The following is an 18,315-nucleotide window of genomic DNA, read 5'->3' on the forward strand; positions in this document are numbered from 1 at the left end:
TATGACCTGTCCAATAAGAGTATGACAAGTTCAATTATTAGAAATGGATAAAAAAAAGCATCAACCCTCAAAAAATCGAGAGCAGATGCCTTTTGATCAGCGGACACCGAAGAACTTTTTAATCTTCGAAAATACGCCTTTATTATCATTATCCAATTGCTGCAACGGAACAGACTCACCAAGAATCCTCCTGGCAATGTTCCTGTACGCAATGGATGCTTTGCTATTTGGGTTCAACGCGATTGGCTCGCCGTGGTTTGATGCTTTGATGACTTCATCATCATCGGCCACAATCCCGATTAAATCGATGGAGAGATGGGTCGTGATTTCATCCACATCCAGCATGTCGCCATTTTTCATCATATGGGTGCGGATCCGATTGATGACAAGTTTTGGTGATTCAACATTTTCCTCTTTTTCAAGCAGGCCGATAATCCTGTCAGCATCCCTGACCGCTGAAACCTCTGGAGTAGTGACAACAATAGCCTTGTCAGCACCAGCAACAGCGTTTTTATAGCCCTGCTCGATTCCTGCCGGGCAATCGATGATGATATAATCATAATCCTGCTTTAGTTCATTCACCAATTTTCTCATTTGTTCCGGCTGGACCGCCGTTTTATCGCTAGTCTGTGCCGCTGGAAGCAAATATAGGTGGTCATCGAAGCGCTTATCTTTTACAAGGGCCTGATGGATCTTGCATCTTCCTTCAATTACATCGACGAGATCATATATGATGCGGTTTTCAAGCCCCATGACAACGTCCAGATTGCGCAAGCCGATATCTGTATCGACAAGGCAGACTCTTTTGCCTTGAAGGGCCAAAGCTGTACCTATATTAGCAGAAGTTGTTGTTTTGCCAACTCCGCCTTTTCCGGATGTAACTACTATCGCTTCTCCCACTTTAGAGGCCTCCTTCAAATCTAGTTAAATTAGGTCTTTTTTTCATTAAAACTTGCAATCTATCAACTACAATCTGTTGACTTTCCGATATGTAAGCACATTCCATCACGCGGTTTTCTTCATCGGGAACATGGTCTGGAGCCCGGTTGATGCAATCACTGATCCTGAGTTGTGACGGCTTCATGACAGAAGCTGCAATGACTGCTTCGTTATTGCCTTCCGAACCTGCATGTGCAACCCCTCTTAAAGCACCCATGATAAATATATTTCCTGTCGCTTTAACGGTTCCTCCGGGATTGACATCTCCAATGAGGAGCAAGTCCCCAGTTATCTCAAGAACCTGTCCTGAACGGATCACTTTGGCAACAGGCACGATTTCTGTTTCCTGACGAAGCTTGTCGGCCTCCTCCCTGGTGATCACATTTGTCTCCAGGTCCTCGACGATTAAGTTCCTCTTCTGCCGGATCAGGTCTTTCAGCTCTTCTTCCTGAGCTTTTGAAAGGTACCTATTTCCTACTTTCACCTTAACCGAAAGCAGCTGCTCCTCTTCCTGGACACGTGAAGAATTGGAAAGTTTCCTGTCGAGCTCCTTCTTCAGTTCATCGTAGGAGCAAGTATCATCCAAATGGAGCGTAAGTCCATCTTTTGTTCCTTTTATTGTCACATTTTGTGTTTTCTTCATACTGGATGTTCACCTCATACGAAAAGCGCAAGCGCCTTGGTCAGCCCCGACCAGCGTTGGATGGCCTGACAGTGAAGTCGTTCTTTGACTTCATTGGCAGTACCGAAACGTCTCGAGGGGCTAGGCGCTGGAGCTAGACACTAATCTAAGTGTAAAAAGTCTAAACATTAATCATAAGAAAAGCGCAAACGCCTGGCAGCCAGAACAATTGCCTGGGACCGCACTACAGTTTCTTTGACTGCATTAAGTCATCTCATTGCAACAATGGTGGCTTGGCGCTGGAGCTGGACATTTATCTGCCGTAATAAAATCATTTCACCTGAAAGAAATTCGACATCCCTCCGCCAAATTCCTTTATTCGGGATACATGTACAATATTTTTATAGCTCCGATAAAATAATTCTAATCATTTCTTAACCGGTCTGCGGCATTCTCGAACTGTTTTTTAAATGGATAGGCCGCTAATATGATAAAAGCGAGATTCAGAATCAATGTAGGGACTAGTCTTATTTTAACATAGGTCGAAAAGTCCAGGTCAGTAATTTTTATCAGCAGCATCAACTCGTAAACTCCTACCTCCAGAAGCGCAATGCCAAGCAGGGATAGAATCGATACAATTAAAATATTGGTCTGCAGGATCCTCATCATGTTTGCGGCCAAATAAGCAATGAACGGGAACATGAATAGGTAGATCCCGATGATTTCCGTGTAGACGATATCAAAAAGGAGTCCAAAAATTAACCCATAAAGGATTCCATGTTTTGGGCTCAGGTATGCCGTCAAAAATAAAATCCCAGCCATGAGGAAATGCGGCACAAGAATCCGGTCACTGTTGAATAACTCGGCAGGCAGCAGTTCGACAAACAAACTTTCCAGAATGAATAAAAAAGCGAAAAGAGCAGGGAGCAAGAAACGGATCAATTGCCTTCCTCCTCGCCTTCGCTATCTTCCAAGCTTTCTTCAATGTCGACTGATATCATTGATTTTTTTACAACCATGACATGTTCCAGGTCATAGAGATTTGCTTCTGGCTTAATATATGCTGTTTGGTTCAAGCCAAATTGATCCGGGACAACTTTGACAACCTTGCCGATAGGAAGATCTTTCGGAAAGATGCCGCCCATACCAGTGGTGACGACATTTTGCCCTTTTTCAATTTCCGCATTATATGGCAGTCCTTTTAATAAAAGAAGCTCATTTTTCTTATCATATCCTTCGATCGTGCCATAAAGGGGCTTATCAGCCTGCAAGATGGCAGAAATTCTGTTGGTCGGGTCAATTGAGCTGATGAGCTGCACGGTTGCCGAAAATGGTGTTGTGCTTTTGATTTTGCCAATTAAGCCTTTTGATGTGATAACGGCCATATTTTTTTCAATTCCGTTGGAAGCGCCTTTATTGATGATGATCAGTTCATTCCATCGTTCAGGACTTCTGGCAATCCTGACAGCCTGGATTGGCTCATAGTCTGCTAGTGATTCTTTCTTATCTAAAATTTCCTGAAGCTCCTCGTTTTCTTTTTCAAGGGAGTACACTTTCGCTTCAAGGCGGGCCATATCATCAACGCGTTTCTTCAACTCTTTGTTTTCCTGATATGTATTTTGCAAGTCTTGAAGGTTTTCAATTAAACCAGCGATATAATTGGCCGGCCTGGAAACAACGGATTGCACCCAGCTGGTCGAGTCTTTGATAAACTGCTCGGGCCATGTCAATTCTTCTCTTTCCCTTAAAGAAAATCCAATCAATGCCACGAGGACTATAATGCTCACAAGCAGCATTATCAGGCGTTTATTAAAAAAGAACTGTGGCATGATTTACACCTCTAATCTATAAAAATGGATGACAGAAAGGGAGGGAAGTGGATATTCCCAGCTTCCCTTCCCTATTACCTTGATTCTTTTGCTTTAGTCTTGAATAAATCGATATGGTCCAATGCCTTCCCAGTACCGATTGCAACACAATCCAGCGGATCTTCGGCAATCAAGACTGGCATCTTTGTTTCTTCACTGATGACCTTGTCCAAATTACGGAGCAAAGCGCCTCCGCCTGTAAGGACAATTCCTCTGTCCATGATATCAGAAGCAAGTTCTGGCGGTGTTTTTTCCAGAGTCAGCTTCACAGCATCAACAATGGCGTATACTGTGTCACGCAATGCTTTGGCAATTTCTTCTGCCGTGATTTCAATTGTTTTCGGCAGACCTGTCAGCAAGTCACGGCCGCGGATTTCCATATTTTCAATGCCATCCGCATCTCCTGCTGAACCGACTTCCATTTTAATCGCTTCCGCTGTTCTCTCACCAATCATCAAGTTGTAAGTTTTACGGATATAATTGATGATAGCGTCATCCATCTCATCACCTGCAATACGGACAGACTGAGATGTCACGATTCCTCCCAGAGAGATAATCGCAACTTCTGTCGTACCGCCGCCGATGTCGACGACCATGCTTCCAGTTGGTTCCCATACAGGAAGGTTTGCTCCGATCGCTGCTGCAAACGGTTCCTCAATCGTAAAAGCATCTCTGGCGCCAGCCTGGCGAGTCGCGTCAATAACCGCTCGTTCTTCAACAGCTGTTATGCCAGATGGAACACATATCATGACATACGGCTTGCCGGCGAACCAGCCCTTATTCTTCGTTGCCTGTTTGATGTAGTACTTCATCATTGTCGCTGTTGTCTCGTAATCAGCAATGACGCCATCCTTCATCGGCCTTAAGGCGACGACATTTCCAGGCGTACGTCCGATCATATTCTTTGCATCATTACCAACAGCGACGATATTTTTTGTGTCCGTCTGAAGTGCCACAACCGATGGCTCTCTTAAAACGATTCCTTTTCCTTTAACATAAACAAGTGTATTAGCAGTACCAAGGTCGATTCCCAGGTCTCTTGTACCAATCCCAAACATATTTGTATCTCCCTTTCTTAACAAAAAATGCAATAAAAGAACAGGCAATCTATAACAAAATCAGTTGATTGTTCATAGGCAGATTTCCTGACAAATTTTTAACTTGTCCGCAAAAATCATAAATTATATTATATCGCATCGTCAATCAAAATCCTAGTATCATACATACCCTTTTTCCTTCAAACTAACATATTTATTTTCCCCAATGATCAAATGATCTAACAATTCAATTCCGACGATTTTTCCGGACTCGGCAAGCCGCTTGGTGACTTCGATATCCTCCCTGCTCGGAGTCGGATCACCCGAGGGATGATTGTGGACGCAAATGACGGATGCTGCCGATCTGCGGACCGCTTCTTTGAAGACCTCTCGCGGATGGACAATCGAAGCGTTAAGGCTGCCGATGAAGATCGTCTGCTTATGGATCACCTGATTTTTCGTATTCAAGTACAGGCAGACAAAATGCTCCTGTGTCAGAAAACGCATATCGTTCATTAAATATTTCGCACCGTCTTCCGGTGAGCGAATCACATAGCGTTCATCAAGGGTATGGTTAGCGATGCGCCTGCCGATTTCGACAGCCGCAAGGACATGGATCGCTTTGGCAGTCCCGATTCCTTTAATTTGTGTCAGCTCTTCCAGTGTTGCATCTTTAAGAAGCCGAAGGCCCTCGAACTGGGAAAGCATTCTGTTTGCAAGCTGAAGGACTGATTCCTCCCGCGATCCTGTACCTAACAGCAGGGCAAGCAATTCATGATTGGAAAGGCTCTGGGGGCCATTTTGGACAAATCGCTCCCGCGGCCGTTCATTTTGCGGATAATCTCTGATCATTAATGAATGTGTAGACAATAGATTTTCCTCCCAGTCATTGATTATGACGAGGGAAGTGTAGAAGAAGTTTCTGTGGTTTTCTTTTAATAAGGAAGGTTGTACCCGATTTTTCTTAACTCCCTGATCACCCTGGATACAGGCAGTCCAACAACTGTGTAATAATCCCCACTGATTTCTTTGACAAGCATGCTGCCGAATCCCTGGATTCCATAGCCGCCCGCCTTATCGAATGGTTCACCGCTCTTTATATAGGTGTCGATTTCTTCATCTGACAATTCCCAGAACGTCACATCTGTTTTTTCATAGAAACGCGTTTCCTTCTCAGGGGAGATTATTGATACTCCTGTGTAGACTGAATGGGTGTCCCCAGACAGCTTTTTGAGCATCTTCAAGGCTTCTTGTCCGCTTTCTGGCTTACCAAGGATCGTTCCATCATGAACAACGACAGTATCCGAGCCAATCACGAAGCAACCAGGATAATCCTTAGCCACAGTTCCCGACTTTCTGGAAGCCAGCTCCATTACTACGTCGGCAGGGCTGAGTGTCTCACTGAAACTTTCGTCTGCATCACTGCTCGAGATTTCAAAATTCAAGCGGAGGTTTTCAAGAAGTTCTTTTCGCCGTGGAGAAGAAGAGGCTAAAATGAGGCGTTGCATAAAATCACCTTTCTTTTCTTTTTGCATCAAAGGGAGATACAAGCTAATACTATCAAAGTTCACCTTTAGTAACAATCTTTAGTCATCTGTTTGGCAAAAAAAAATCAGAGCCTGGCGCATTTTGCCGAAGGCTCTGTTAATTTGTACAATTTCCCGGAAAATATTCTGGTATATTACTTGCCAATCGTCTGATACGCAGACAGGAATGGCAGGAGGCTTTTCTCCATTTCCGCCAGCTGATTGGCATCCTTCGTTTTCTGGTAGCTTATAAAAGCAGCTCCCGCCCTCTCCATGCTTGCCTTAGCCTTCAGGACAGTCTTATCTGCTACACTCTTGTCTTCAATCTTGGTCAGCATGTTCTGGTAATTTTCAGCTTTTTCCACTTCTTCCGGTGCAGCTGCCGAACCATTCATCAGGATGGCATAGATTTCCGGTGCCTGCCGGAGGAAGTCCGATTCAGCTGTTGTTAATCCGGATGCCGTTCCGCCTGCAATTTCAAATGGTTTAGCGTACACCTCTTCAACACCCTTAGCCTTGAGTGCCTCTGCCTGTTTCTTGGCAGCCTCAATACTTCCCGCTGTTGATAAGTAGACGGCGAACTGCCCATTCACTTGAAATAGCTCAGCTGTGACTCCCTGGCCGGCAAGGAGATTCACCCTTTCCTTCGCAGCTGCCTCTGTTGTGAAAATACCATTCTGGACGATAAAAGTCTGAATCGATTTTAACTCAAGCGACTCCTTCCCGCCAGCCGGTTTCTCTCCTGCTTGTCCGGCTTTCGGCTGAGCCACTGCTGGTGCAGCTGTATCTGGTTCTGCCGGAAGGAATTTAAGGAACGTCACTCCAAAGGCTGTCCCAAGCAACACGGCAAAAAGGACATTCATGATGATCGTCGTATAAAGGCGATTGCTGCGTTTAGATTTAGAATTCCAAACGGAAATGCCGATGCCTTTCTTTTTTTGCTTTTTTGCCTGTTTCGGCGCGATCTTGTATTCCTTTATGGTTTCCTCGTCGATGGGATCAGGTAAAATCCAATCAAAGCTTTCCTCAGTTTGTTCCTGGGCAGCTGCACTTTCATTCAACGCTGTATCATTTTCCAGCGGATAGACCTTGCTTCGGTCACCGCGACTATCATTGATTGGGTAGCTGCTGCTCTTTTTTTGATCATATTGAAGATTCTCATTGGGGCCGTCTTGTTTATGTTTCTTTCTGTTATCATTACTCTGAATTTTTTTGCCTGCCTGAATTGGACGGTCCTTGCCATTAATCTTGATTGTGATGGTCTTTCCCTGCTTGTCCAATGCTTGTACCTCCCCCTGCCCGTTCGTGTTTGGCTCCATCCTATCATAGCGGCAAAAAAAAATAACAAGACTTTTGTCGTCTTGTTACAGAATGCTTTCGTCAATTTTTTTACTAGATGATTTATTAAATAGTCTGTTGATTTTCGTTCCAGGCGCTTCGCTTTCCGCGGGTGGCCCGGGGAGCCTCCTCGGCGCTTACAGCGCCTGTGGGGTCTCCCCCTGCCCCATGCTCCCGCAGGAGTCTTCCCGCCTTCCACTACAATCAACAGGATTCAAATACTAAATTACTCTTCATCATCTTCTGTAAAACTGCTATCAGACTTACTCTCTTCAATCAAGTTCTCATCAGAATAATCACCGAATGTCGGGAATGGATTGCGTTTGTTGGCAGGTTCGGGTGCCTGGATTTTTGGGTTGTAGTCTATCAAGTCTGCAAGTTCCGGAAAATAAAACGAATTGATCGATAGCGACATTTCAATCGGCACTTCTTCATCTGATACAGCAAAGCTTTCTTGCGGTCCACTAAAAGAAATAGATTCTACGACCACAATGCGCCTTAAGGATTCTAACGTTTCTATGAATTTCTCAAGGCTAAAGTAATTCTCTGCTTTAACATTGATTTGAACAGATGTTTTTAACAGGCCATCGGGAACCATGGTTTGTGAATTTGATACAGGAACCTCTGATATGGATTTTTCAGCCTGGTCGTCAGAGTCATTATTTTGTTGTTCAACCTGTTCTTCAGCTGTTGTTTCCTGTTCCATTGGAACCCCAGCCTGCTGCTCAGCATTAAATTCGATCGAAGAGACAAAGCTGTTGGAAATCACTTCTGCTTTCTCAATGTCTAGAACTAACTGCTCTACCATTGGGTCAACCGGGAGCCTTTTTTGCAACTCAGCTGTACTGCTAAAGTCTGTTTCATTTACTGTTGCAAGTCTCGCTTCCAATGTTGTATTCAGCTCTTGCTCCATTTTTAATTGGCTTTCCTTTAACGCTAAGCTAGTATTCAAGGGCTTCAAATATAAATAAAAAGCAATTAGATAAACGAAAATAGAGACGACTGCTGCGGCAAGAAGAATAATATAATGCTTTTTTTCCAGTCGAAGGTTCATGAGCCGTTTCCTCCTTCGCCAGCTTCCAGTTTGAAAAATTCCGGACGATATACAATTTTATAATCCGCACTATAGCGGGGAAGTGTTACTCCATCAGAAGAATTGTTTTCTTCAGCATCATCTGAAATCTCAAGTGCTACGACATTTAACAATTCCGCTTCTTTAACCCATTCCGATTGTTTCAAGGAGCTCAGGTAAAAGGCAGCGTCCCTTGAAGCATCATATTGAATACTGACGAGAATAGAATCCATGTTGCTATATTCAAAGTTCTGGATAAATCCGCGTTCTGGGAGCAAGGAAATGATGTTCCGCACAATAGGTACTGTTTGCACCGGGTATTTCTCCGCCCATTGTACCGCTTCCTGAAGTTTGATTACTGAATTTCCGGCATTTTCTTCAGCCAATTTTTCCTGCTGGAGATTATTTAATTTTTGCAGATTAGAGATTTTCTGATCGACTTGTTTCATTTCATTTTCATAGCTGCTTCCTTGAAGATAAATAATAGAAAAAGTTATCGCTATGAACAAAATGGTAATCGCGGCAATAATAAGCTGTGATGACTTTCTATGCTCTTTTTTTGGTAAAAGATTGATTTCAACCAGCATTATTACACCTCTTTCAAGCCAAGCCCAAGTGCAAGATTAAACGCAACTGGCAATTCTTCTGATTTCGAGCCAGTTGTTTTCATATTGATTGTTGATACAGACATTCCAAACCGGTCGGTCATATCGGCAATAGCCCGGTCCAGCATGGGATGGTCACCATTTACTAAAATTCTCGTTACCTCTTTTTTTCCCTGTGTCAGGGAAAATCGATAAAAATCCATTAATTTCGCAATATCCCGATAGATCTCCTCAAGCTGGAAGATAATATCGGATACTTCCCCATCATAAACGAGTTCAGTATTTGAATGATCCTCTCTCCGAAGTGAAAGCTTCCAGTTATCCTTTAAATCACCTGGAATATGTCGCATAAAAACAGGGATTTGCTCTTCAAATATACACAGACTGACAACATCAAGGTCGAATTGAACAGTAAGCAATACCTCATTTCTCACTGCCATGTCATGATGATGATAGAGTCGGTAGATGGCAAGCGGTGAAATATCAGCTGCCACTGGCTTAAGTCTGACACTCTTAAATAAGTCTTCAAACTCAAGTATGTATTTTTCCGGGGCAGCGAATAAGAGAATCTCTTGTTTATTATTTTCTGTACCTAGTTTAATCGTATCAAATACAGGATCTTCAAAAGGCAAATGGATGGTTGAACCGAGCTCCAAATATAAGTAGCCATCGATTTCATCATCTTTGACATCCGCAGGGATACTTACCTTCCTGATAATGACAAGGGAATCAGGTACGATGAAGCGAATCTCCCTTTTGGCTATTTTCCATTCAGCTATGCATTCATCCAATATATTGGATAGAGTGGCAAAATCGAGGATTTTTCCATCTGAAATAATTCCTTGCGGTAAGTACCTATGTCCATAATGATTCACTATGACCGGGTTGTTCTGTTTTAATTCCACAAAACGAATGGAATGGTCATTGAGCACGATATTGACAATCTTGTTTCTGCTGGAAAATAAGGAAAATGCCATGATTGAAACTCCTTAATGTATGACTGTACTTTTAATGGTGAGAATCTTTGACTTAAATTAATTGCTTAATTACAAGGCAATCACAAAAAGTTGAAGATACCATCCTAAGATTTCTGCACCATAGAAATAGGCTGTTAGAGTACCAAGGGCAATGAACGGGCCGAATGGAATAGCTTGCTTTCTTTTTACATATCCGAGCAGCATGGCAGCAATGCCAAAGAAAGCGCCATAAAAGGTAGCAAAGAAGAATGATAGAAGCATAGTCTTAAAACCAACCACGAACCCAATCAACGCAAAGAGCTTGATATCGCCGCCACCCATTCCCCCTTTGCTGATGAAGGCAATAAACAAGAGGATCATGAATCCCGCAACAGCTCCAGCGAATGAGTCCCACCAGGGTGATAGAGGAAGAATTATACGCTCGATAATAAAAATACCCGCAAATACAAGCAGCACCTTATCAGGGATAATCATATACGCAAGGTCGGACACCGTAATGATGATGAATAAAGAAATCAAAGTCAGCGCGATGACCAATTCACCGCTCCAACCAAGCAAAAGATAGGCACCCGCAAACAGCAGACCTGTCAAAAGCTCAAAAAAAGGATAAACGGGCGAAATGCCGACCTTGCATTGGCGGCACTTCCCCCTTTGAATTAAATATGAACCTACCGGAATCAATTCGGTCGCACGCAGCTGATGCCCGCACTTTGGACATGAAGACCTGGGAGCGACGATTGATTTTCCTTCTGGGACACGTAGGCCTACTACGTTGTAGAAGGAGCCTAGGACTAGGCCGTACACGAATAGTATAACAATAATTATTGAGTGAATCGTAACCATCATTTTTGCTTACTTAGTCTTGAGTTCCATCAGTATCTTTAGGCGCGGCAGGAATATCATTAACAGCGCTTCTATTAAGATCTGATATAGCTACTGGATTACCTGAAGTGTGAACGCCTCTTTCAGCATTAATTAATTTTACTGATTTTACTTTACCTTCATTAACAACTACATATGATACATCTGCCGCCGGTGGAGATTCCAATACTGTATCAGAACCTCCGATTTTATAAGTTCCATTGTCTGGATCCTCAATCTCATCTAAGAAGTTCTCAGTCATAAGATACTTAAGCGTTAAATACTTATCTCCTTCTTCTAATAAACTTTGATCCGCTGTAACAGCCATCTTTGCAGCATTTACCATCTGTTGTGCATTACCTACATGTGCATCTTTCTTCGAATTATCAATCAAACCACCAATACTCGGCACAGCAATCGCACTAATAATCCCTAAAATTACAACTACAGCCAAAAGTTCAACCAGTGTCAAACCTCTTTGATCTTTCATTTTTTTCTTGATTGCTTTCAACATAATAACCTTCTCCTTTTAGTTAATTTTACCTATGACCATTGGAATATATATCTAATCATATTATAAATGATAGGTTATGAATTTCATATAAAGAATGTGTAGATATTTGTCTCATTCTGTTTAATATCAATTGACGTGATTGAATATGTCGAACATTGGAATCATGATGGAAGTAACGATTGTGCCAACGAGTCCGGCAAGAACGACGATCATGATTGGTTCAATCAATGATTTTAACTGGTCAGTACTTGTCTCAACTTCTTTTTCGTAGAAGTCGGCTACTTTTCCCAGCATGGCGTCAAGAGATCCTGTTTCTTCACCGATTGCAATCATCTGTGTGACTAATGGCGGGAATGCCCAGTGTTTTTTCATTGGGCCGGTCATGGATTGTCCGATTTCAAGCGCGTCACGTGACTCCCGGACGACTCTTCCGACCACTTCATTCTCCACCACGTTTTCGACTATTGATAACGCCTGCAGGATAGGGACTGAACTCGAAAACAGTGAACTAAGGGTCCTTGTCATTCTGGCCAGGACTGCTTTTTGCATCATTTTTCCGAAAATCGGCATCCTTAAAATGGCGAAATCAAGATAATATTTGCTCTGCTTATTTTTCTTCATTGCCGACAGACCCGCAACTACTCCTAAAAGCAATAACATGATCAGCCACCAAAAAGATTGCATGAATTCGCTTGCCGCAAGAACAAATTTGGTGATAGCTGGCAATTCACCGCCAAAATCCTCGAACATGCCAACAAATGTAGGGACAATGGAAACCAGCAAAAAGATGACTACCAGTATCGCCAGTACCGCAATGACGGCTGGATAGCTGACTGCGGCGATAACCTTCTGCCGGGTGTTATGCTGCTTTTCATAATGTTCAGCGAGCCGTTCCAGCGTCTCATCCATATTTCCGCCTGCTTCTCCTGCCTTCACCATATTGATATACATGGGAGAAAAGATTTTACTGTGCTTGGAGGTTGCTTCTGATAGCTGGACCCCTTCCCGCAGATTTGCTTCGATGTCCATCAGTGCCTTCTTCAATGCTTTACTGTCCGTTTGTTTTGCTAAAATCTTAGTGGATTCCACCACCGAGACCCCAGCTTTTAACAAGGTAGCAAACTGGCGTAAATAGATGACCAGATGCTGCAGCTTGACAGGATTTCCGATCGTGATATCTCTTGTAAGCCAAGTTTCAGGCACTTCGATAATCTCGGTAGTCCTGATTCCGTCCTCACGAAGCTTCTCCAATGCTTCACGTTTGGAACCAGCCGTAATCGTGCCAGAACGTTTTTTTGTCCGGTCGCGTCCGGAATACTTAAAGCGAGCCATATTAAATCATCTTCTCCATTAAGAATGGTTCAGCAGTTTCCTTGGAGACAATTCCTCTCTGGACAAGCTCCTTGATATCCATCTCAAGGGTATGCATTCCATGAATTCTGGAGGTCTGCATGATACTGATGATTTGATGGATTTTCTCGTTCCTGATTAAATTCGCTACGGCCGCATTATTGATGAGGATCTCCGTTGCGCTCCTGCGTCCTTTTTTATCGACAGTAGGAAATAACCGCTGGGAAATGACTGAAACTAGGACCGAAGCGAGCTGAATCCGTATTTGCGCCTGCTGTCCCGGAGGAAAAACATCTATTATTCTATTGATCGTGGCTGGGGCACTTGAAGTATGGAGAGTGCCAAGTACAAGATGCCCGGTTTCAGCAGCTGTGATTGCAGTCTGTATTGTATCTAGGTCACGCATTTCCCCTACCAGGATGACATCTGGATCCTGGCGGAGAGCTGCGCGCAGTCCGTTGGCGAAATTATTGGTATCCAGACCAATTTCACGCTGGTCAATAATGCTGTTGCCATGCTTATGCAAATATTCAATCGGGTCCTCTAATGTGACGATATGCTTCCGCATGGTCATGTTCATATACTGGATCAATGATGCCAGTGTCGTAGATTTGCCGCTTCCGGTTGGTCCTGTCACGAGAACCAGTCCCTGTGGTTTTTCGGCAATTCTTTTAAGGATATCTGGCAGTTCCAGCTCCTCCAATGTCGGGATTCTAGTAGGAACAATCCTGACTGCAAGCGAAACACAGCCCCTTTGGTGGTAAGCATTTACCCTAAACCTGGAGATGCCTGGTATCCCGTAAGAAAAGTCTAGTTCTCCTTTTGATTTGAACACATTCCAGGAATTTTCCGGGATGATGGCTTTGGCCATTTCTTCAACTTCATCTGGAGTAATCGAATCTGTTCCATACCTTCTTAAATCCCCATTGATTCTCATTACTGGGGGAATGCCGACAGTTATGTGAATATCTGATGCCTTAAGTTCGAAACCAGACCTCAGCAAATGCTCTATTTTTTCCTTCATGCTAACTCCCCGCTTATTCTGTTATGGCTACCCTTAATACTTCTTCGGTCGTGGTAAGTCCCTGTTTAATTTTCAGCAATCCATCGTCGATCAGGAAGATTGTTTTATTCCTTACTGCTATCTCCCTTAGGGCTGTAACAGACTCTTCATTCATGATCGCTCTGCGAAGTTCGTTATCTACTGACAGCACCTCATGGATTGCCAGCCGGCCTCGATAACCAGTCATATTACAGGAAGAACATCCTCTTCCCTTCCAGACAGTCTCAATCGAAATTCCTCTTTTAGAAAAAATGTCAATTTCACGCTTTGTCGGTTCCTGAGCTTCTGAACAATCCCGGCACACCCTCCGGACAAGACGCTGAGCGACTACTCCACTTAACGAAGAAGCGACAAGGAAAGGCTCGACTCCCATATCCAGCATCCTCGTAACAGAGCTCAGAGCATCGTTCGTATGCATCGTGCTCAGTACCAGATGTCCGGTCAAAGAAGCTCTTACTGCCACTTCCACTGTCTCTTTATCCCGTATTTCACCTACCATGATGATGTTCGGATCCTGACGGAGGATTGACCGCAGACCTGCGCCGAAGGTCATGCCAACATTCGGGTTGACCTGAATTTGATTGATGCCCTCAATCTGGTATTCTACCGGATCCTCTATCGTAATGATGTTGACCTCTTCACTATTCAGCTTGTTCAAAGCGGCATACAGGGTAGAAGATTTCCCGGAGCCAGTCGGACCAGTAATCAGAACAATTCCATTCGGTTTCGAAATCATCTTAGTAAACCGGTTGAGATTATGCGTGTTAAACCCCAGCTTCTCAATGTCATTCAAGGTGCTGCCCATATCAAGAATTCGCATGACCACCTTTTCTCCAAAAACAGTTGGCAAAGTGGAAACACGAAGGTCAATAGGATGAAAATCAAGATTGACTTTGATTCTTCCATCCTGAGGAGTCCTGTTCTCTGTGATATCGAGATTCGACATAATCTTAATCCTTGCGATCAGCACATTTTGCATATGCTTCGGCAGCACCCGTTCCACCCTAAGAATTCCGTCTATCCGATAGCGGATAACAACCTTCGTTTCCTGCGGGTCAATATGGATATCACTTGCCTTGTTGGCAGACGCATTTGAAAGCAATTGATTCACCAGCCTGATGACAGGAGAATCGGCTTCTGTCAGATTTTCTTCCTGAACAGTTTCCATTGCCGGGCTGCTGATGCCAATTAAATCGTCAAGTCCATCGTTGTTATCGTAGTATTTATTAATTGCTCGGATGATATCGTCCTTGGTTGCTATCGCGGTTTCAATATGGAAGCCTGTTGACAGCCTGAGATCATCGACTGTGAAAAAGTCCATCGGATCCGCCATCGCAACGAACAGTTTTTCCCCTTCTTTTTTCAGAGGAATCACTAGATTACGCTTTGCCATCTCTTTAGGAATGAGCGTAAAAAGCTTTGTATCAAATGGATAGCGGTATAAACTAATATGCGGAATTCCCAGCTGGAACTCGAGAACTTCAATCAGCTGCTGTTCTGTTATCAGCCCTCTTTGCAGGAGTGCATCTCCCAATTTTTGCCCGGCTGCTTTATCAGCAAGGGTTGCTTGCAGCTGAGCTTCTGAAAGCAGCCCTGTTTCGACTAATAAGTCACCAAGCCGTTTTCTCATTTGCCTCACATTGATCACTCCTGTGTTTTGGCTTACTTTGGTTCTTCATTCGGATTTCCGAATAGTCCATCGTTATCGGTATCAGCTTCTTCATCGTCCTTTTCATCTTCAACAGGCTGCGTTTCTCCTGCAGATTGGTCTGGCTGCACGGCTGTATTACCCTCACTAGGTAAAACGATTGAATCTTCCCCATCAGCAGTTCCAGATCCAGTTTCATTGGCAGCTGTTCCTAAAGGATGAACTTCTATGCGGTGGACTGGAGGATAAAAATCTTCAGACAATACCTCTGTTTTCATCAGTTCACCTTCTTTAGAATGGGTTTCGCGAACGACCTTCACGACCAGACCAGGACTTCCCTCCACTTTTACAGACTTTTGGCCAGCACTTAAAAGCGGTGAAAATTGCTTGATCATCCTCGGTTGAAATTCCTGCTTGTCTAAAGTGTGAATACTGTAAGTGTATAAGAATGGCGCTCCCTTAACCGACACTTCCAGGTTGGGGCTTTTCCAGTCGAATTCGATTGTATAAGTCGAGGCGTTGGGGTTATAAATACTAAAATCCATTTTTTTCTCAAATTGAACTTTTGCTTCAAAACCCGGATCAATATGATCTGGAAGCTGCCTGCTTATATGCCTTTCCGATATAAGAAAGTTCGTGGGCAAGACGGCCTGATAAATGGCAGTCGCTATTTGGCTGTAAGTATGATCCGACAGCTGTGGCATTTCACTTTCCGCCACAAAAGCGGCAAGCGAGAACAGTGACTCGGCTTCCAGCTCAATAGCCGGGAAAGAGTCAATAAATGCAGAAACTTCCTCATTTTTATCCTTCAGGAGGTAAGAAGCCGAAGAAACTTCAATTGGTTCCTCTTTTGGGAGATACCCGGCCAAATCGATGACAATATGCTCTTTGAAGCTTTGGATAGCTTCGGTTAAATCATTCTCCAGCATTTCCTGGTTCAATTGTTTAATGATTGCGTCGGGCAATACTCCATTTAAATATTCCAGTTGAATGAAAAGTCCATTCTTTTGTCCACTACTCGCAGAGCTGACTGACTGATCTATTAAAAGAGTAAGATTTTCTGCCGTAACAGGATAAGAATGCTCTTTATATATCAGTGCCACCTTTGCACTAGAAACCCATTCGGCCCACTTTTCTTCCAATAAAACCCTCGCTTCATCTTTTGATTTATTTGATACATTGATTGGCCCAATGAAAGTCTGGTCAGAGTATAACGATTCCACATTTTTTGGGGAGCTGATAGCAGAAGCACCAAAATAAGTGAAACTGTAGGTAAATAGTGAAAAAACAATGATGATCAAAGAGACTTTTACTATTTGGCGCGAATTCACATATATTCCCCTCTGGTAAAAAGATTGTATTTAAGAAGTCTTGCTATCGTAGGCAATTATTTCTTCGTCTTTTGGACCTTCAAAATTCAGAACAGGAATTACCTCTATGTCAGTCAATTCAAATTTTGTATTATTCCTGACTTCCAAAAACGAAATATCCTCAGCTATATGTATTTCTTTTGAGTTGAGAGTATTTGAGACTGGTATTTCATTCAAGTCAATGTTTTCGGCCTGGTCACCCGTTTCTTGAAGATGATTGTCAACTTCTGATTTCGATAGATCAACCGAATCCATCACCCTAGGTGTGCGTTCTTCAATTCTAGGAATACCAGTTGCCCTTGTAATGATTCCATAACCTGCCGAAGCAGCCAACAAAATGATGACCAGCATCGATTGCCATGGAGTGGCGATGAAACTAAAAGCAATTCCAAGGGAGCCAATAACAGGCACGGCGACAGAAATTAACTTTTTCTGTCTGATTTCTAAGCCAAATGGAATGAAGTGAATGAGTATAACACTTAAAACTGAGGATAGGATTAAAAATATCAGGATTACCATTGTCTCACTCCACGCTGCGTTGTATTTGATCTCTTTTTACAAAATTCCGCAATATATCAGTCTATCATCTTAAATTATGACAAATTTCACTCTCTTATATTGTATAATAAAACCAATAGATTTAATAGACGGAGGAGCAATGACTTGGGCAAAAAGTTGGATGACCAAAGCGGAATCACCTTGCTGGAAGTTTTGCTGTCAATTGTACTACTTGTAATCGTTCTTACATCTTTTGCTGGCTTCTTTACACAATCAGCAATGTTTGTAAAAAAAAATGAAGACAAAATCAGTACAACCCAGACAGTCCAGCAAATAGTGAATTTAATAGAAGTGAAGCTGACCAGGGATACACTGAGCACCAGCACCGAATGCCCGAGTCTTCCATGCACCCTCAATGAGGATCACTTGGCGGAACTATTGGACCGTTCATTCGGTAGTACACACAAGATTTCTGTCAGCTTCAATAATGGTGAAGAGGGGTTAATTCGCGTGGAAGTGTCTGTGCAAGATCGAAACAACCCAGACAGTACTTCAAGGACTTTTACATATATAAGAAGGTGATATCTTGAGAGACGAACGTGGATTCACATTATATGAACTGCTTGCTGCGATTTCGATCCTTTTTGTCGCTTCTGCTCTTATTTATGGAGTTTTCTTCGGATTCAATAAAAACTATAACCAGATTTCAGAAAAAAATAATATGGATCAGGCAGCAAACCTGATTATCTCTACTATAAAGCAACATCATTTGAAGTACGATAAATATATGATCGACTACAATGCAGCGGAGCAAACCGCGAAAATTGGGGTAAATGCCAGCGAGCAATTTTTGGGCGATGACAGATATTCCCTTGAAATCAGGGCGGGTTCCCCAGACCCTGAGCCTTTTACTGGTGAAAAAGTAATCTATTCAAACAGTCCTTTATCGATCCAGTTAATTCTCAAAGACAACACCGGACAAACCTATGAAATAGAAACGATGATTAAAAGATATTAGGAGGGAATG

The 18,315-nt window shown here is 43.0% G+C and carries 20 protein-coding genes; 2 read left to right on the forward strand and 18 right to left on the reverse strand.

Annotated elements, in window-relative coordinates; translation table 11 throughout:
* Positions 1-96: 96 nt before the first annotated feature.
* The 18 genes from minD to FOF60_RS18080 form a co-directional block, all read right to left on the reverse strand.
* Complete coding sequence (gene minD / locus FOF60_RS17995; RefSeq protein ID WP_192471519.1) at positions 97-900, reverse strand: septum site-determining protein MinD; 804 nt, start codon at positions 898-900, stop codon at positions 97-99.
* Between the two features lies 1 nt (position 901).
* Positions 902-1,582 carry a septum site-determining protein MinC gene (gene minC, locus FOF60_RS18000; RefSeq protein ID WP_192471518.1) on the reverse strand — a complete coding sequence of 227 codons (681 nt, stop codon included), beginning with the start codon at positions 1,580-1,582 and terminating at the stop codon, positions 902-904.
* 402 nt (positions 1,583-1,984) lie between these two features.
* Entirely contained in the window at positions 1,985-2,503 is a 519-nt protein-coding gene (mreD, locus tag FOF60_RS18005; RefSeq protein ID WP_192471517.1) for a rod shape-determining protein MreD, read from the reverse strand.
* Positions 2,500-3,390, reverse strand: coding sequence for a rod shape-determining protein MreC (gene mreC / locus FOF60_RS18010; RefSeq protein WP_192471516.1), 891 nt, complete (start codon positions 3,388-3,390; stop codon positions 2,500-2,502). The genes mreD and mreC overlap by 4 nt, the downstream gene beginning before the upstream one ends.
* Positions 3,391-3,464: 74 nt before the next feature.
* Positions 3,465-4,487: a rod shape-determining protein gene (locus FOF60_RS18015; protein ID WP_192471515.1), complete on the reverse strand. Its 1,023-nt coding sequence runs from the start codon at positions 4,485-4,487 to the stop codon at positions 3,465-3,467.
* A 159-nt stretch (positions 4,488-4,646) separates the two neighbouring features.
* The gene (gene radC / locus FOF60_RS18020) at positions 4,647-5,336 is read right to left on the reverse strand and encodes a RadC family protein (protein ID WP_285289141.1); all 690 of its coding nucleotides are present in this window, start codon (positions 5,334-5,336) and stop codon (positions 4,647-4,649) included.
* 65 nt (positions 5,337-5,401) lie between these two features.
* Complete coding sequence (locus tag FOF60_RS18025) at positions 5,402-5,974, reverse strand: Maf family protein (protein WP_192471514.1); 573 nt, start codon at positions 5,972-5,974, stop codon at positions 5,402-5,404.
* Between the two features lie 173 nt (positions 5,975-6,147).
* Positions 6,148-7,272 (reverse strand): SPOR domain-containing protein, encoded by a 1,125-nt coding sequence (locus FOF60_RS18030; protein WP_192471513.1) that lies wholly within the window; start codon positions 7,270-7,272, stop codon positions 6,148-6,150.
* A gap of 284 nt (positions 7,273-7,556) precedes the next feature.
* Positions 7,557-8,384 (reverse strand): hypothetical protein, encoded by an 828-nt coding sequence (locus FOF60_RS18035; RefSeq protein ID WP_192471512.1) that lies wholly within the window; start codon positions 8,382-8,384, stop codon positions 7,557-7,559.
* A complete protein-coding gene (locus FOF60_RS18040) occupies positions 8,381-8,989 on the reverse strand; it encodes a hypothetical protein (protein WP_192471511.1) in 609 nt (202 codons plus the stop codon). Before FOF60_RS18040 ends, FOF60_RS18035 begins: the two co-directional genes overlap by 4 nt.
* Positions 8,990-8,991: 2 nt before the next feature.
* Positions 8,992-9,984: a type IV pilus biogenesis protein PilM gene (pilM, locus tag FOF60_RS18045; RefSeq protein WP_192471510.1), complete on the reverse strand. Its 993-nt coding sequence runs from the start codon at positions 9,982-9,984 to the stop codon at positions 8,992-8,994.
* A gap of 69 nt (positions 9,985-10,053) precedes the next feature.
* Positions 10,054-10,830 carry a prepilin peptidase gene (locus FOF60_RS18050; RefSeq protein ID WP_225650078.1) on the reverse strand — a complete coding sequence of 259 codons (777 nt, stop codon included), beginning with the start codon at positions 10,828-10,830 and terminating at the stop codon, positions 10,054-10,056.
* Positions 10,831-10,840: 10 nt separating this feature from the next.
* Entirely contained in the window at positions 10,841-11,359 is a 519-nt protein-coding gene (locus FOF60_RS18055) for a type II secretion system protein (protein WP_192471509.1), read from the reverse strand.
* A 126-nt stretch (positions 11,360-11,485) separates the two neighbouring features.
* Positions 11,486-12,691 carry a type II secretion system F family protein gene (locus tag FOF60_RS18060; protein WP_192471508.1) on the reverse strand — a complete coding sequence of 402 codons (1,206 nt, stop codon included), beginning with the start codon at positions 12,689-12,691 and terminating at the stop codon, positions 11,486-11,488.
* 1 nt (position 12,692) lies between these two features.
* Positions 12,693-13,733 carry a type IV pilus twitching motility protein PilT gene (locus FOF60_RS18065; RefSeq protein WP_192471507.1) on the reverse strand — a complete coding sequence of 347 codons (1,041 nt, stop codon included), beginning with the start codon at positions 13,731-13,733 and terminating at the stop codon, positions 12,693-12,695.
* Between the two features lie 13 nt (positions 13,734-13,746).
* The gene (locus FOF60_RS18070) at positions 13,747-15,402 is read right to left on the reverse strand and encodes a GspE/PulE family protein (protein WP_192471540.1); all 1,656 of its coding nucleotides are present in this window, start codon (positions 15,400-15,402) and stop codon (positions 13,747-13,749) included.
* 32 nt (positions 15,403-15,434) lie between these two features.
* A complete protein-coding gene (locus tag FOF60_RS18075) occupies positions 15,435-16,751 on the reverse strand; it encodes a G5 domain-containing protein (RefSeq protein ID WP_192471506.1) in 1,317 nt (438 codons plus the stop codon).
* 30 nt (positions 16,752-16,781) lie between these two features.
* A complete protein-coding gene (locus tag FOF60_RS18080) occupies positions 16,782-17,309 on the reverse strand; it encodes a hypothetical protein (protein WP_192471505.1) in 528 nt (175 codons plus the stop codon).
* 144 nt (positions 17,310-17,453) lie between these two features.
* On the opposite strand from FOF60_RS18080, the gene FOF60_RS18085 reads away from it, so the two are divergent.
* Positions 17,454-17,870, forward strand: a complete 417-nt coding sequence (locus tag FOF60_RS18085; RefSeq protein ID WP_192471504.1) for a type IV pilus modification PilV family protein — start codon at positions 17,454-17,456, stop codon at positions 17,868-17,870.
* A gap of 4 nt (positions 17,871-17,874) precedes the next feature.
* Positions 17,875-18,306: a PilW family protein gene (locus tag FOF60_RS18090; RefSeq protein ID WP_192471503.1), complete on the forward strand. Its 432-nt coding sequence runs from the start codon at positions 17,875-17,877 to the stop codon at positions 18,304-18,306.
* Positions 18,307-18,315: the final 9 nt, after the last annotated feature.

The organism is Mesobacillus jeotgali (assembly GCF_014856545.2).
Lineage (GTDB): Bacteria > Bacillota > Bacilli > Bacillales > Cytobacillaceae > Mesobacillus.